Annotated in this window: 12 protein-coding genes; 5 read left to right on the forward strand and 7 right to left on the reverse strand. The window is 72.9% G+C overall.

Annotation, left to right across the window (positions count from 1 at the left end; all coding sequences use genetic code 11):
* Window positions 1-5: 5 nt before the first annotated feature.
* Complete coding sequence (locus tag VT50_RS23455) at window positions 6-1331, reverse strand: MbnB/TglH/ChrH family RiPP precursor modification enzyme (RefSeq protein WP_206269470.1); 1326 nt, start codon at window positions 1329-1331, stop codon at window positions 6-8.
* 434 nt (window positions 1332-1765) lie between these two features.
* Between VT50_RS23455 and VT50_RS23460 the strand changes: the two genes are divergently transcribed.
* Window positions 1766-3748 (forward strand): transglycosylase domain-containing protein, encoded by a 1983-nt coding sequence (locus VT50_RS23460; RefSeq protein WP_046089245.1) that lies wholly within the window; start codon window positions 1766-1768, stop codon window positions 3746-3748.
* An 84-nt stretch (window positions 3749-3832) separates the two neighbouring features.
* Here VT50_RS23460 and VT50_RS23465 read toward each other — a convergent pair whose 3' ends face one another.
* Together VT50_RS23465 and VT50_RS23470 are read right to left on the reverse strand one after the other, a co-directional pair.
* Complete coding sequence (locus VT50_RS23465; RefSeq protein ID WP_240529276.1) at window positions 3833-5083, reverse strand: polysaccharide deacetylase family protein; 1251 nt, start codon at window positions 5081-5083, stop codon at window positions 3833-3835.
* Window positions 5084-5224: 141 nt separating this feature from the next.
* Window positions 5225-6649, reverse strand: a complete 1425-nt coding sequence (locus tag VT50_RS23470) for a hypothetical protein (protein WP_053048759.1) — start codon at window positions 6647-6649, stop codon at window positions 5225-5227.
* Between the two features lie 153 nt (window positions 6650-6802).
* Between VT50_RS23470 and VT50_RS23475 the strand changes: the two genes are divergently transcribed.
* A complete protein-coding gene (locus tag VT50_RS23475; protein ID WP_046089247.1) occupies window positions 6803-8086 on the forward strand; it encodes a molybdopterin-dependent oxidoreductase in 1284 nt (427 codons plus the stop codon).
* Between the two features lie 26 nt (window positions 8087-8112).
* Window positions 8113-8724 (forward strand): hypothetical protein, encoded by a 612-nt coding sequence (locus tag VT50_RS23480; protein ID WP_420822215.1) that lies wholly within the window; start codon window positions 8113-8115, stop codon window positions 8722-8724.
* Here VT50_RS23480 and VT50_RS23485 read toward each other — a convergent pair.
* From VT50_RS23485 to VT50_RS23500, 4 genes are all read right to left on the reverse strand, one after another.
* Window positions 8621-10276, reverse strand: coding sequence for a glycosyltransferase 87 family protein (locus VT50_RS23485; protein ID WP_063893264.1), 1656 nt, complete (start codon window positions 10274-10276; stop codon window positions 8621-8623). The two genes, VT50_RS23480 and VT50_RS23485, sit on opposite strands and share 104 nt — an antisense overlap.
* A gap of 684 nt (window positions 10277-10960) precedes the next feature.
* On the reverse strand, window positions 10961-11770 hold the full coding sequence (locus VT50_RS23490) for a methyltransferase domain-containing protein (protein ID WP_063893265.1): 810 nt from the start codon (window positions 11768-11770) through the stop codon (window positions 10961-10963).
* Window positions 11767-12393 (reverse strand): TIGR04282 family arsenosugar biosynthesis glycosyltransferase, encoded by a 627-nt coding sequence (locus tag VT50_RS23495; protein ID WP_046089270.1) that lies wholly within the window; start codon window positions 12391-12393, stop codon window positions 11767-11769. Before VT50_RS23495 ends, VT50_RS23490 begins: the two co-directional genes overlap by 4 nt.
* A 209-nt stretch (window positions 12394-12602) precedes the next feature.
* The gene (locus VT50_RS23500) at window positions 12603-13325 is read right to left on the reverse strand and encodes a glycosyltransferase family 2 protein (RefSeq protein WP_046089248.1); all 723 of its coding nucleotides are present in this window, start codon (window positions 13323-13325) and stop codon (window positions 12603-12605) included.
* Between the two features lie 116 nt (window positions 13326-13441).
* On the opposite strand from VT50_RS23500, the gene VT50_RS23505 reads away from it, so the two are divergent.
* Together VT50_RS23505 and VT50_RS23510 are read left to right on the forward strand one after the other, a co-directional pair.
* On the forward strand, window positions 13442-14260 hold the full coding sequence (locus tag VT50_RS23505; protein ID WP_046089249.1) for a response regulator transcription factor: 819 nt from the start codon (window positions 13442-13444) through the stop codon (window positions 14258-14260).
* Entirely contained in the window at window positions 14253-15368 is a 1116-nt protein-coding gene (locus tag VT50_RS23510) for a sensor histidine kinase (protein ID WP_046089250.1), read from the forward strand. Before VT50_RS23505 ends, VT50_RS23510 begins: the two co-directional genes overlap by 8 nt.
* Window positions 15369-15388: the final 20 nt, after the last annotated feature.

Consider the following 15388-nt stretch of genomic DNA (forward strand, 5'->3'; position numbering starts at 1 on the left):
GCCGCTCACCGCCCCCCGCTCAGCGCGAGCCGGACCCGGCGGGCCAGCCGTGCCGCCGGATGGGACGGCAGGGGCGCGGGCCCGGACCGCTCCTGCCACCACAGCGTCAACCGGCGCCGGGCGGCCGCGTCATCGGGCCGGCCGTCCGCCAGCAGATGCTCGGCGAACGACATCGCGTCGCGGCGGTAGCCGCCGGTCATCGGGCGGCCGTCGGCGTACCGCGCGAACGCCGGGCGGTAGCCGGTGCCCAGGATCTCGGGCAGCTCCGGCGCCACCTTGGCGATCACGGACGCCCGCTTGGCCGTCAGCGCCGCGCTCTGCACCCGCAGCCGCCGCCGGTCGAAGCCCTCGGGCGACGGGGTGCCGCCGACGAGCGCGGAGAGCAGTGCGGTCTGGGCGAGCGCCAGCCGCTCCCGGACGGCGTCCGGCACGGGCGCGCCGGGCCCGGCGGACGCCCCCACCGCGGCTTCGGCCGCCCCGGCCTCCACCGCGGCTTCGGCCGCCCCGGCCCCCGCCGCCGTCACCGCGCGGATCGCGTCCAGTTCGCCCGCCAGCTCGTCCGCCGCCGGGAAGTCCTCGTCGCGCTCCAGCAGCACCCCGGGCGGCGTCGTACGGGCGCACAGCTCGGCGAGCACGTCCAGCACCGGCTGGGTCACCGGATGGGCGTGGCTGTCGTGCCACACCCCGTCCCGCTCCACCCCGCCCGCCACATGGACGTAGGCGATCGCCGACGTGGGCAGCTCATCCAGCGCCTTGGCCGGGTCCTCGCCCCGGTTGACGTGGTTGGTGTGGAGATTGGCCACGTCGATGAGCAGCCGCACCCCCGTGCGCTCCACGAGCTCGGCCAGGAACTGGCCCTCGGTCATCTCCTCGCCGGGCCAGGAGATCAGCGCCGCGATGTTCTCCACCGCGAGCGGAACCGGCAGCGCGTCCTGCGCGGTGCGCACGTTCTCGCACAGCACATCCAGTGCGTCACGGGTCCGCGGCAATGGCAGCAGATGCCCGGCCTCGATGGCCGGTGACGCGGTCAGCGGCCCCCCGGCCCTGACGAACGCGATGTGCTCGGTGACCAGCGGCGAGCCCAGCGCCTCGGCCCGCTCGGCCAGCGCCCGCAGGCGGCCGGGGTCGGGCCGCTCGGCTCCCCCGAGGCCGAGCGACACCCCGTGCGGGACCACCGTGGTCCCGCGCTCGCGAAGCCGCCGGAGCGCGTCCGGCACATGGTCGGGGCAGATGTTCTCCGCCACCACCTCCACCCAGTCGATGCCGGGCAGCCCCGCGATGTCTTCGGCGATCTCCGGTCGCCAGCCGATTCCGGTACCGAGGCGCACCATGGCTCCCCCTCCTCGTTCCGTACCGCGTCCCCCGCGGTGTGTCCTCCCTGTACGGGGTCATGACCCCGTACAGGGAGGACGAATCCCCCGGCCGCTTGGTTCAGAGGTTCATTTGAGCTTCGGGGTGTCACGGCCGGACTTCGGGGTGTCACGGCGGGTACCCCACCCCCAAGGAGGGTGGGCGGTGCGAAAGGTCACCGGGTGGGTGGAGTCCCTGAATATGGCCACTGTTACAAAAAATTGGGGCTGTGTGGCGACAGACGTTCTGAGGGGAAAATAGGATCGGTCTGGTCTGGGGGGATGGAAGAGATCACACCTTTGAGCCGCGCCCGCGCGCGGAGCGAGCGTGGGGGAAACACGTTTTGGGCAGCAGTGACAACGCCATGGGGAAGCACCGCAAGCACCGCCGTAAGCAGCCATCGAGGAGCCGGGGGATGCGGCTGCGCCGCTGGGCGGTCGCGCGGATCCAGCTGGACTACCCCAGGGCGGGGCGGCGCGGTGTGACGCGCTGGCTGCCGTCGTGGCGTCAGATCGCCCTGCTCTTCCTGTTCTGCCTCAGCAGTCTGACCGGTTTGCTGAGCTTTCTGTATCTCCAGACCGACATCCCCAAGAACCTCAACGACTTCGCCACCCAGCAGGACAACGTCTACTACTGGGCCGACGGGTCCGAGATGGCCCGCACCGGTCCGGTCAACCGGCAGGAAGTGCCGTTGCACAAGGTGCCGGAAGACGTCCAGTGGGCGGTCCTCGCCGCCGAGAACGCCAGTTTCTACACCGACAGCGGGGTGTCCCCGAGCGGGCTGATGCGCGCCGTGACGCGGATGGTGACGGGCGGTGAGACACAGGGCGGCTCCACCATCACCCAGCAGTATGTGAAGAACGCCTACCTGAATCAGCGCCAGACCTTCTCCCGCAAGCTCACCGAGATGTTCATGGCCATCAAGCTGGACGACCGGATGAGCAAACGGGAGATCCTTCAGCGCTATCTGAACACCAGCTGGTTCGGGCGCGGCAGCTACGGAATCCAGCGGGCGGCGTACGCGTACTACGGCAAGGACGTCTCGGAACTCAACGCGAGCGAGGGCGCGTTGCTCGCCTCGCTGCTCAAGGGCGCCGGAACCTTCGATCCGACGCTCGGCGCCACGAACCACAAGCGGGCCGTCGACCGCTGGAAGTGGGTGCTGGACCGGATGGTCGACATCGGAAAGCTCTCCAAGGCCGAGCGGGCGCGCTACACGACGTTCCCCGAGCCCAAGGCGCAGCCCAAACCGGAGGGGCTCACCGGCCAGGTCGGCTATCTGGTGGAGACCGCCAAGGCGTATGTCAGCTCCCACACCGACATATCCGACGCCGATTTCGCCCTGGGCGGCTATCAGATCCACACCACCTTCGAAAAGCCGAAGGTCCAGGCGCTCGCCAAGGCGGTCAAGAAGACCCGGGACGGCAACCTCGACCCCGAGCAGCGCCCCGAGGACCGCCATGTGCGCATCGGCGCCGCGTCCGTGGCCCCCGGCGGCGCCATACGCGCGCTGTACGGCGGCCCCGGCTATCTGGAGCAGGGGTTCAACGACGCGAACGCCTCCAACGTCCCGGCCGGCACCTCCTTCACCCCCTTCGTCTACGCGGCGGCGCTGCGCGACGGCGTCCTGCTGGAGCGCAACGGCTCGCGCACCCCCGTGACGCCCTCGACGCTCTACGACGGTGACAACAAGATCGCGGTGCATACGCCCGAGGGCCCGTACTGGGACCGCGGTGGCAAGATCGTGCGGGCCACCAACGACGGCGACGCCTCCTACGGGAAGGTCCCGCTGCGCCAGGCGATCGTGCGGTCCATCAACACCCCGATGATCCAGCTGGGCATGGACGTCGGCCTGGACCGGGTCCGGCGGGCCTCCATCGACGCGGGACTGCTGCCCAGCAGCTTCGGCGCGCGGGTGCCCGCGTTCTCGCTCGGCACCGCGACGCCCAGCTCCATCCGTATGGCCAGCGCCTACGGGACGTTCGCCGCCGAAGGCACCCACTACGCGCCGTACTCGGTGAGCGGGCTCACCCACGGCGGGCAGCGGGTCGAGCTGCACAAGGACCGTGCCAAGCGGGCCTTCAGCGCGGCGGTCGCCGCGCAGGTGGACGACGCGCTGCGCGGCGCGATCCAGAGCCCCGACGGCTCGGCGCGCGAGGCCGCCGTGGCCGGTGGCGAGGTGGCCGGTAAGGGCGGCACGGCACAGGACGGCACCTCTGCCTGGTTCGTCGGGTACACCAAGAAGCTCTCGACGGCGGTCTCGCTGTCCCGGGTGGATCCGAAGTCGCAGGAGCTGATGCCGCTCAAGGGAATGGGCGGGGGAGGCGCCGACACATCGGGCGACACCTACCCCAAGGACATCTGGAAGAGATATATGACGGCGGGGACGACGGAATGAGCGGCCCCGGTGTGAGCCGCAGCCGCGGAATGAATTCCCCCGGCGTGAGCCGCACTCGCGGAAAGCACCCCGCAACGGGACCGCTTACTTGGTCTTGGCGTACGTGGACCAGTCCGGCGATTCCGCCGGGTCCAGCATCCGCAGCTTCGCCAGCACCTTGGGATCCTGGACGTCCAGCCAGTCGGCGAGCTGCTTGAACGACACGCACCGCACTCCGTCGCGGCGGCAGACGCTCCGCATCACGTCCTCGATGGCCTGCATATAGATGCCGCCGTTCCAGGTCTCGAAGTGATTGCCGATGAAGAGCGGCGCCCGGCTGCCGTTGTAGACCCGCTCGAATCCGTTCAGATACCCCTGGCGGGTCAGCCGCTCCCACTCCGCGTATTTCGCCGGATCGCCGTCGGTGCTGTCACCGGACTGGTTGAAGAGGAAGTTGAAGTCCATCGAGAGGACCTGCTTCTCGCTCTCCGGGTACGGCACCAGCTGCAGCGGGAAGTTCCAGATTCCATCGATCTTGGACGGCCAGAGCTGGAAGTCGCCCGGGGAACTCGCGTCATAGCGCCAGCCGAGGGATTTGATCGCCGGAATCAGGGTCTTCTGGCCCTCCAGGCACGGCGCCCGCCCGCCAGCCAGCTCCACGTCATAGTCGAACGGCAGCGGTTTGACGTCGGTGAAACCGGTGTTCGTCTTCCACCGTTTCACAAACGAATATGCCTGCTCCGTTTCGCTCTTCCACTCCTGGGTGGACCAGTCCTCCCCGCCCTTGGCGCCGCAGAAATGGCCGTTGAAGTGGGAGCCGATCTCATTGCCGTCCAGCCAGGCCCCGCGCAGCTGCTCCAGGGTCTCCCTGATGTGCTCGTCGGTGGGGAAGGATATGGCGGCCGAGCCCGGCTTGTGCTGGGGCGGCCGATAGAGGTCGCTCTTCGACTTGGGCAGCAGATACATGCCGCTCAGGAAGAACGTCATGGTGGCGTTGGTCTCCTTGGCCACCTCGCGGAAGCGGGAGAAGAGGTGGTCGTCGTTCTCCAGCGCGCCGTCCCAGGAGAAGACCACGAACTGCGGTGGCTTCTCGCCCGGTTTGAGCCTCTTGGGCTTGAGCTGGTGCGGCTGCGGTCCGGTGTAGGACGTGGAGCCGTCCCCGAGCACCTTGTCCTCGCCGTCCCAATCGGCGTACTTGTCTTCCTTCTTGGGCTCCCTGGGGACCCGGTCCGACTTGGGGGACGCCGCGCCGGCGGGCAGGTCCTGCACGCCCCCCGCGTCCCCCGGCGAGGTCAGGGCTATCAGCAGCGCCACCACGACGGCCACGGCCGTCAGCGCGCCTATGGGCGCGGCCACGCCATAGGCGTTCCTCGCGCTTAAAGCCTTCAACGCCTTTACAATCGTCAGCGCCTTCACGGGTCCCGCCCCCTGGCAACGGTACAGATGTACGCCCCCTCAGTATCACAGAAGTATCACGTGCTCTTCACATCGGGCACCTCACCAACCGGTCAAAAGCAGGTGGTTGACGAGCAGTGGGAGGCAGGCCTGAACCAGGAGCCATCGGCGGCGATCAGGGGCGGGCAACAGTGCGGTGGTCGGCAGCAGCCAGAGGAGGAAGGGAAGCCAGATCCGCTCCGTCTCGGCCTTGCTCATCCCGGACAGATCGGCCACCAGGAGCGCCAGCAGCGCGGCGAAGGTCAGCATAACGAGCCCGTCCGGGGCGCCGGAACCGCCCTGCCTGTGCGGGTCGCCCAGCCCGCCAGGGCGCAGCCGCCGGGCGGCGTCGGGCACCGCCGACAGCATCCGCCGCGCCCCCGCGACACAGGCGGGACCGGCGACCACCGACGCGACGGCCAGATTGGCCCAGACCCAGTACGCGTACGGGCGGTCGGAGGCCACGCCCTGGTAGTAGCGCTCGACCAGCAGGGAGTACCCCTCCCACCACCGGAACCCGGCCAGCGTGAACGCCCCCGCCACCACCGCCACCCCGGTCAGCGCGAAGGGCAGCGGCCGCGCGGTGCGGGCCAGCAGCAGTACGGCGGCGGCGGGCAGCGCCAGCAGCGTCAGCCCGTACGAGAGATAGGCCGTCAGCCCCAGCAGCAGCCCGGAGCCCAGCGCCACCGCCCCGGGCGCCCGGACCGTACGCGTCGCGGCGAGCGCCAGCAGCGCGAGCCCCCAGGCCGCGACGGCCGCGAAATAGCCGTCGGCCGAGGCGCCCACCCACACCGCCCCGGGCGCCAGCACCAGGAACGGCGCGGCCGTACGCGCCGCCCGCTCCTGCCCCAGGGCGCGCAGTGTGACCAGGACCGCGACCGCCGCCGAGCCGCCCACGGTGACACAGAAGGCCCCCGCCCAAGCCCCGCCGCCCAGGCCCAGCCGGTCCAGGCCCACGAAGGTGAGCACGGCGCCCGGCGGATGGCCCGCGATATGGGCGGGCCAGTGGTCGGGCTGGGTGAGCAGGATGTGGCCGGTGAAGCCGCGCAGGGCCGCGCCGATGTCCTGGAACCGGTCGACGCCCCGCAGGTATTCATGGCGCGCCGTCAGCCGCTCAGCCACCCCGCGCCGCCATCCGTCGACCAGCGCCAGTGACCAGATCCAGGCCATGGCCGCCGCCCAGACGGCCGCCAGCAGCCCACGCCACGGCAGCCGTGCCGCCAGCCGGTGGCCGTGGAGCACGACCGCCGCGGCGACGGCCAGGGCGAGGGGCGTACCGGGGCCCACATGGGGCAGCCAGTCGGCGTACAGCGGCGCCCAGTCGACGTACAGGGACCCATCGGCCCGCTGGATCAGGGTGCCGACGACGGCGGCGACGACGAAGACCAGGGCGGCGGCAGCGGCGGCGAGCACGTCACGGCGACGGCCGGTCCGCGTGTCGTCCTGAGTGGGCTGGATATCGACGCCGTTGCGGAGGGGGAGCTTCACGACGTCACGCTATGTCGCCGAGCCCGCCGCCGGACCGCCGCGCCGCTCGATGTCACCGGACCGTCAGATCTTCCCGGCCAGAGCCGGTGACGTCACCGTTTTGTCATGGGCTCAAGGCCCTTGGAGGCGGTGCGGCGGTCCTACGGTCATGCCATGAGCCACCCTCCCCGTACCGACCGTGATCGCCGCACACTGTGGCGCAGCCCGCTGCGCGGCCCCTGGCTGACGTCCGTCTTCGGCCTGATCCTGCTCTTCGGCATCCCGGTGCTGTTCGTGACCGGACTGCTGTCGTACGCCGCCTACAACCCCGATCTCTCCCCGGTCAACGACAAGACACCGGACAAGGGGCTGCTGGGCTTCTACCTCTTCTCCTGGCCGACCGACCCCTCCTGGCTCTACCGCGTCACCCAGGGGGTGCACGTGACGCTCGGGGTGGTGCTCGTTCCCGTGCTGCTGGCCAAGCTGTGGTCGGTCATCCCCAAGCTGTTCGCCTGGCCGCCGGTGCGGTCGCTGGGGCACGCGCTGGAGCGGCTGTCGCTGCTCCTGCTGGTCGGCGGGGGGCTGTTCGAGTTCGCGACCGGCGTGCTCAACGTCCAGCTGGACTACGTCTTCCCCGGTTCCTTCTACCCGCTGCACTTCTACGGGGCGTGGATCTTCATGGCCGCCCTCGTGGTCCATGTGGCGCTGCGGTTCCCGCTCATGGTGCGGACGCTGCGGAGCCGCGAGCTGCGGGCCGAGCTGCGTACCCGCACCGCCGACACCCGGCCGGAGCCGCCGGACGAGACCGGTCTGGTCAGCCCGCGGCCCGCGGCGCCGACCATGTCGCGGCGGGGCGCGCTCGCCATGGTCGGCACCGGCTCCTTCGCACTGCTGGTGGTGACGGCCGGTCAGAGCATCGGCGGCCCGCTGCGCACGAGCGCGCTGCTCGCCCCGCACGGCCGTGACCCGGGCCGGGGGCCGAACGGCTTCCAGATCAACAAGACCGCCGCGGCCGTCGGCGTCCGCGCCCGCGACATCGGCCCCGACTGGCGGCTGGTGGTACGGGGCGCGGCGGGCCGGGAAACCGTCCTCACCCGGGAACGGCTGCTGCGCCTTGACCACCACGGCGCGACGCTGCCCATCGCCTGTGTGGAGGGGTGGTCCACGGCGGACCAGCGGTGGGAGGGGGTACGGCTGGCCGACCTCGCCGCACTGGTGGGCCATGCCGACCGGCCGCCGGAGGTCCTGGTGGAGTCGGTGCAGCGGCACGGCTCCTTCCGGAGCGTCGTGCTGAGTGAGCACCAGGTCCGCGATCCGCGCTCGCTGCTGGCGCTGAAGGTCAACGGCGCGGATCTGTCGCCGGACCACGGCTATCCGGCGCGGGTGATCGTGCCCGGGGCCCCGGGCGTGCACAACACCAAGTGGGTCGGGCGGCTGACCTTTGGGGGGACGGCGTGAGGTTTCTCGGACTTCGGGGGGACGGTGTGCGGTTTCTCGGACGGGGCCGTGCTGGGCTGCGCCGGCTGGACGGGGAGTCGCCGCTGAGGCTGGTGCTGCTGTTGTGCTCCTTCGCGCTGACCGGTTACGCCGGGGTGAGGCTGCTGAGCGGCGACTGGTTCGGGATCGCGCTGTGGTTCGCCGGGGCCGCCGTCCTCCACGATCTGGTGCTGCTGCCGCTGTACGCGCTCGCCGACCGCGTGGTGGCGGCCGTTCTCCCGGCCCCTGCCACGGCCCCGGCCCGGTGGATCAACCATGTGCGGGTGCCCGCCTTTGTCTCGGGGGTGCTGCTGCTGGTGTGGTTCCCGCTGATCCTCGGGCGGCAGGAGCGCCGCTACGAGAACGCGACCGGGCTGAGCGCCGACGTCTTCTGGCCGCGCTGGCTGCTGATCACCGCCGCGCTCTTCGGGGTCTCGGCGCTGTGGCTGGTGATGGAGGTGGCGATCCGGGGGCGGCGGCGTCGCGCGGGAGTTCGGTCTAGAGGGCCTGAAGGGTCTAATCGATCCGATGGGCCTGATCGGTCTGATGGGCCTGATCAGTCTGATGGACCTGAACGATCCGATGGGCCTGATGGGCGCGAAGGGCCAAGCCGAGCATGACCGCCGCAGCGGCGACCGCAAAGCCCAGCGTCCCGACCCACGCACCGTCGTCGACCGCATGGGCCGTCACATACTGGGCGACGCCCGCGAGCGCCAGGCCGAGCCATTCCCAGCGCCCGTCGAGGGCCACCAGCGCGACCACCAGCAGCGCGTACCACGGGTAGCCGGGCGTCATCAGCAGGAACGCGGTCCCGGTCACCACCAGCGCGCCGCGCCAGGGCCGTTGGGGATCGCCGCGCAGCAGCACCCAGGCCACGACCACGAGCAGAACGGCGGCGATCACGGGGAGGGCCCAGGTCTCCGGGTCGGGGTGGAGCAGCCGCAGCAGCGCGTAGCGGTTCTTGTCGTCGGCGGCGGTGGAGCCCGTCTCGTACCCCTCCTCGGCCACATAGCCGGTGAGATAGCCGAGGACGGAGGAGTGGGAGAACAGGACGTACGGGAGGTAGCCGAGCGCGACGACGGCGATGGCGGGCAGCACGATCGCCGCGGCGCGGCGGATCGGCGCCGTCGGGGAGACGGAGGAGGCGGGGCGGAACGGCGCGGCCGGTGCGGTCGGCGTGACGGGACCTTCGGCGGGCCTGGGCCTCTTGAGCGCGGTGCGGGGCTTGGCGGCGGCCGTGGCGAGGACGCCGGAGAGGGCGCCCGGCAGGGTCACGGCGGGCAGCAGCTTGGCCGCGGTCGCCGCGCCGAGCAGCGCGCCGCCCAGGACCCGGCGGCGGGGAACGGCGACGAGGCCCGCGACGGTCAGCAGCACGCCCAGCGCGTCGACATGGGCGTTGTTCACCGCCTCCACCGGTACGGCCGGACACCAGGCCCAGAGCGCGGCGCGGGCGGTCGCGAGGCGCGGATCGCTGCGGCGCCGGGCCGCGGCGAGCAGCACGGCGGTGGTGGCGACGGACAGCAGCGCGCCGCCGGTCTGGAGGGGAAGGAGGGTGGAACCTGACGGCGCCGAGCGGTGTACAAGCAAGAAATAGCCCTCTGCGGCGGGAGGATAGATCGTATGGACCGAGGGGCGGTTCAGGCGCGTGCACTGCGGTTCGGCGGTGGCGCTCGGCGGATGCACGGGCTCCGGTTCGGGGCGCGGGGCGGCGCCGGGCGTGCGGTGGCCGACAGGGGCAGGACGGACACGGGCGCGGTCGGGGCCATGGCAGGCGGAGCCCCGCGGGAAGAGCCAGCTGTCGCGCAGCGAGGCAAGCGCGGGGTCCTCTGGCGCGTGGTCGTAGGGGGACATGCCCGCGGCCTGCACGCGCCCGTCCCAGGCGTAGCGGTAGGCGTCGGTGCTGGTGCGCGGTGGGGCGAGCAGCCCCGTGGCGGCGATCGCCGCGCTGCCCGCGAGCACGAAGACAGCCGCCTGACGGGCACCCAGACGCCGGACCGCCCACGCGGCGGCGGCGAACAGCGCCCAGGCGATGGCGTACCAGCGGGACAGCGTGCCGGGGGCGCTGCGGAAGTCGTCCCGGCGGAAGGTCAGGGCGAGGACAGCGACCAGCGAGCCGAGCAGCGCGGCCAGCACGATCGGCGCGATCCAGCGGCGCACGATCCGCAACCACACGGGCGGACCGGTCCCCGCCTGCGCGGGCGCATCGGGGCGCGCCTGCGTGGGCGGTTCGGTCCGCGTCTGGGCGTGCGGTTCGGTCCGCGCTTGTGCGGGCGGTTCGGGGTGCGCCTGGGCGTGCGGTTCGGGCCGCGTCCGTACGGGCTGATCGGGGTGCGCCTGCGTGTGCGGTGCGGGGTGTGCCTGCGTGGGTTGATCGGGGTGCACCCGCTCGGGTGGCACGGGGCACACCCGCGCAGGCGGTTCGGGCCGCGTCCGCGTGTGCGGTTCGGGGTGCGCCTGCGCGGGTTGATCGGGGCGTACCCGCTCGTGTGGTTCCGGGTGCACCCGCGCGGGTGGATCGGGCCGCGTCCGTACGGGCTGGTCGGGGCGCACCCGTTTGGGCGGATCGGTCCGCACCCCCGTGTGCGGATCGGCCCGCGCCTTCTTGCGCGGACCCGTCCGCGCCTGCGCGGGTTGATCGGGGCGCTCACTCGATGGGGGCTCGTTCGCGTCGTCGGAGGGTGGTGCGGGGCGGTCTTGGGCGGATGGCTGGGGGCCCGGGACGCCTGGGGCGCCCGGGAGGGAGCGTGGCCCAGGGGTCGGGGCCGGGTGTGGCCGGGGCGCCTGAACAGGCGCCCGGCCGGTCCACCGGGCGAGTCGGCCGGGCCGCAGCAGGCGGCGCAGCGATGCGAGCACGGCTCAGCGCTCGGCGCTGGACCGGGGCAGCGGCGGCGTGCGGCGCAGCGATACGAACCCCCGGTCCCGTGCGGTCCACTGCTCGACCGGGTTCCAGCCCACCGCGTGGGCGTGGTGCAGCAGCGCACGGGAGCCGACGCGGGCCCAGGGGAAGGCCGTCCCCACGTCGCCGCGGCCGTCGTCCACGCGCACCCGCACCCGCTCGTCGACGTCCGCCGCGGCGGCCTCCACGATCAGCAACCCCTCGGGGGCCATCAGTTGGGCGACGCGCGTCAGCAGGGCGCGCGGATCGCCGCCGATGCCGATGTTGCCGTCGATCAGCAGCGCCGTGCCCCAGCGTCCCTCGCCGGGCAGCGGTTCGAAGACCGAGCGGCACAGTGCTGGCCCGCCCGCGCGCACCGTACGGGCGACCGCCGCCTGGTTGACGTCGATGCCCAGACAGGGGTGGCCGTGCAGGGCCAGCGCGGCCACCAACCGGCCGGGCCCGCAGCCGATGTCGAGTATCGGGCTCTGGCAGCGCCGCAGCACCGTCCGGTCGGCCGCGTCGGCGTCCGCACACCAGCGTTCGACGTCCAAGGGCAGCATCCAGCCGTCGGCCCGGCGCAGGAACAGCGGCCCTTGGCCCGCGTGGAGCGCCCGGACATAGGGGTCGGCGTGCCAGGGCGCGGCCGCAAGACGAGCGGGCGTCTGCTCGCGCACCGCCACCGCCCCGTCGTGTACGGACCCGTCATGTGCGAATCCCTCGCGCGCCGCTCCATCCTGCGCGGACCCCTCGCGCACCGCACCGTCTCGCACCGTCTCCGCCGTGCTCATCGGACGGTGGCCCGGGACGACAGGCGGGCGAGGGTCCGGGCGAACCGGCCGCCCGGGGCGTCGGCCGCCACCCGTACGGCGTCCTCGGCCGTGTCCACGTCGCGCAGCATCGGCAGGTCGCGCACCCGCAGCCCCGCGTCCGTCAGCCGACGGCGCTGGGCGGCACCGGTGGTGGCGGTGGACATCGGCACGCCACGCAGCAGTTCGGGGTCCGGTTCGGCCAGGCCAAGGGCCCAGAAGCCACCGTCGGCTGCCGGGCCGAACCAGGCGTCGCAGTCGTGCCAGCTCCCCGGGCTCAGCGCGGGGGCGAGAAGAGCGGGGGTGACCTGCGGGGTGTCCATGCCGATCAGCAGGGTGGCGCCCCGGCAGGCGGCGAAGGCGGCGGCGAGCCGTTCGTCCAGACCGCCGTCGCACTGCCCCACCACCTCGAATCCCGGCGGCAGCCACGGCCCGGGCTGTCCGTCGAGCACCAGCACCCGGCGACCGGCGGGCATGGCGAGCACGGCGTGCAGCGTGTCGGCGAGGGACGCCTCGGCGAGTGCGGCGGCCTCGGCGGGGGTGTACGGGGGAGTGAGCCTGGTCTTCACCCGGCCGGGCACCGGCTCCTTGGCGATGATGAGCAGCGTCGTCCCGTCCCCCTGGGCCGCCCGGAAGCCGAGGCCCGTGCGGACGTCCGGACCGGCGCCCGGACGTCCGTCGGCGGTATCGGTACCCGGACACCCGTCGGCGATACCGGCGTCCGGACTCCCGTCGGCGGTACCGGGGCCGGAGTCGGGGCGGTCCGGAGCCGAGGGGGCCGCCGCCTCGTGGGCACCCTCGTGCGGTGCGGCGCTCACCGCGCGGCCCTCGTGGCGGCGGCCAGGTCGCGGACCTCCGGCGGCTGGTGCAGCACGGCGCGCATATCGCGCACCGCGTGCCAGGTGCCCCGCCAGGTGCCGGTCACCTTCGACTTTCCGGTGCGCGGCAGATACGGCACCTCGCGCTCCTCGACCCGCCATCCGGCGTCGGCGGCCCGTACGACCATCTGCAGCGGATAGCCGCTGCGGCGGTCGGTGAGGCCGAGGGCGAGCAGCGGTTCGCGCCGGGCGGCCCGCAGTGGGCCCAGGTCGCCCAGCGTGAGGCCGGTGCGCCGCCGCAGCATGCGGGTCAGCGCGAGGTTGCCGAGCCGGGCGTGCACTGGCCAGGCCCCCCGCTCCTGGGGGCGGCGGCGGCCCAGCACGAGGTCGGCGTCGCCCGCCGCCACGGTCCGTACGAAGGAGGTCAGCAGCCCGGGGTCGAGGGAGGCGTCGCAGTCGCAGAAGCAGACGATGTCGGCCTCGGCGGCGAGGAGCCCGGTGTGGCAGGCGGCGCCGAAGCCACGGCGGGGTTCGTGCACGACGGTGGCGCCGTGGGCGTGGGCGATGGCGGCCGAGTCGTCCGTGGAGCCGTTGTCGACGACGATGGCGCGCCAGCCGTCGGGGATGCGGGCCAGCACCCAGGGCAGGGCGGCGGCCTCGTCCAGACACGGCAGGACGATGTCCGCACAGGGGTTGGTCGAGTTCGTCACCCGCACCACACTACGAAGGAGAAAGCGACATTTCGGGCTTCAGGTTCTTACGAAACACGGACGTCGACCGGGCGGCGGGCTCCCCGGTGCCCCCTGGTGCCGCACCCGGTGTCACGCTGTGGGGCATGCAGCAGAACCCCTCTCCCACCCGCGTGCTCGTCGTCGACGACGACCCGACCGTGGCCGAGGTCGTCGCCGGGTACCTCGGCCGGGCCGGATTCGCCGTGGACCGGGCCGCCGACGGCCCCGGGGCGCTCGCCCGCGCCGCCGCACGCCGGCCGGACCTGGTCGTGCTCGACCTGATGCTGCCCGGCATGGACGGGCTGGAGGTGTGCCGTGCGCTGCGGGACAAGGGCCCGGTGCCCGTCATCATGCTCACCGCGCGCGGCGACGAGGAGGACCGGATCCTCGGCCTGGAGATCGGCGCGGACGACTATGTCACCAAGCCGTTCAGCCCACGGGAGTTGGTGCTGCGCGTGGAATCGGTGCTGCGGCGCGGCCGGACCGGTCAGCGGGTCCCCGGCGCGTCCGGCCCCGGCTCCGGTCCAGGCCCCGGCCCCGGCCCCGGCCAGGGGGAGGTGACCCACCGCGCCGGGATCACCCTCGACCCCCTGGCCCGGCGCGCCGCCCGGGACGGCCGGGAGCTCGCCCTGACCGTGCGCGAGTTCGACCTGCTGGCCTTTCTGCTGCGCCACCCGGGGGTGGCCTTCACCCGCGAGGAGCTGATGCGCGAGGTGTGGGGCTGGGACTTCGGCGATCTGTCCACCGTCACCGTCCATGTGCGGCGGCTGCGCGGAAAGGTCGAGGACGATCCCGCCGCGCCCCGGCTCATCCAGACCGTATGGGGCATCGGCTACCGCTTCGACGCCTCGCCCGAGCCCGATGACGAGGCCGACGGCGTGGGACAGCGGGACCGGGGACGGGGGGCGGGTTCCGATGCGTGATGTGTTCCTCATGGCCGGGTTCGCCTTCCTCGGCGCGGCGGCGGCCGGTCTGCTGGGCGCGCTGGCGCTGCGGCTGGTGCGCGGCCGTTCGGTCGCGGTGTCCCTGGCGGTCGTCGCCGCCGTCGCGGTCACGGCGATGCTCACCGGGACGCTGGCCGTCGCCTGGGCGATGTTCCTGTCCCCGCACGATCTGACGGTGGTCACGACCGTCTGCGCCATGGCCGCCGTGGTGTCCCTGGCCACCGCGCTGCTGCTGGGCCGCTGGGTGGTGGCGCGCAGTAACGCGCTGGCGCTCGCCGCCCGCTCCTTCGGGGACGGCGGGAGCTTCGCCGCCCCCGACGGCCAGGCCACCGCCGAACTCGCCGCGCTCGGCCGTGAACTGGCGGCCACCAGCGCCAAGCTGGCCGCCTCCCGCGAGCGCGAGCGCGCCCTGGAGTCCTCCCGCCGGGAGCTGGTCGCCTGGATCTCCCACGATCTGCGCACCCCGCTGGCGGGGCTGCGCGCGATGTCCGAGGCGCTGGAGGACGGGGTGGCTCCGGACCCGGACCGCTACCTCCGCCGGATACGCACCGAGGTGGAGCGGCTGAACACGATGGTCGGCGACCTCTTCGAGCTCTCCCGCATCCACGCCGGAGCGCTCTCCCTCGCCCCCACCCGGATATCCATCTACGACCTGGTCGGCGATGCCCTCGCCGGGGTCGACCCCCTCGCCCGCGAGCTGGGCGTCCAGCTGATCGGCGACCGGGTGGACCGCATCCCGGTGGAGGTCGACGGCAAGGAGATGACCCGTGTGCTCGGGAACCTCCTCGTCAACGCGGTCCGCCGCACCCCGGCGGACGGCACGGTCGCGGTGTCCGCCGAGCGCCAGGCGGACACGGTCGTGCTGTCGGTCACCGACGGCTGCGGCGGCATCCCGGAGGAGGACCTTCCGCGTGTCTTCGACACCGGCTGGCGCGGCAGCGACGCCCGTACGCCACCGGCGGGCGCCGGGCTGGGCCTCGCCATCGTCCGGGGCATCGTCGAGGCCCACGACGGTCAGGCGGCGGTCCACAATGTCGACGGCGGCTGCCGCTTCGAGGTCCGCCTCCCCGCCGCCGTCACGTCCTGAGTGACCCGCTGAGCGGCCCC

The sequence above is a fragment of the Streptomyces antioxidans genome, from assembly GCF_000968685.2.
Lineage (GTDB): Bacteria > Actinomycetota > Actinomycetes > Streptomycetales > Streptomycetaceae > Streptomyces > Streptomyces antioxidans.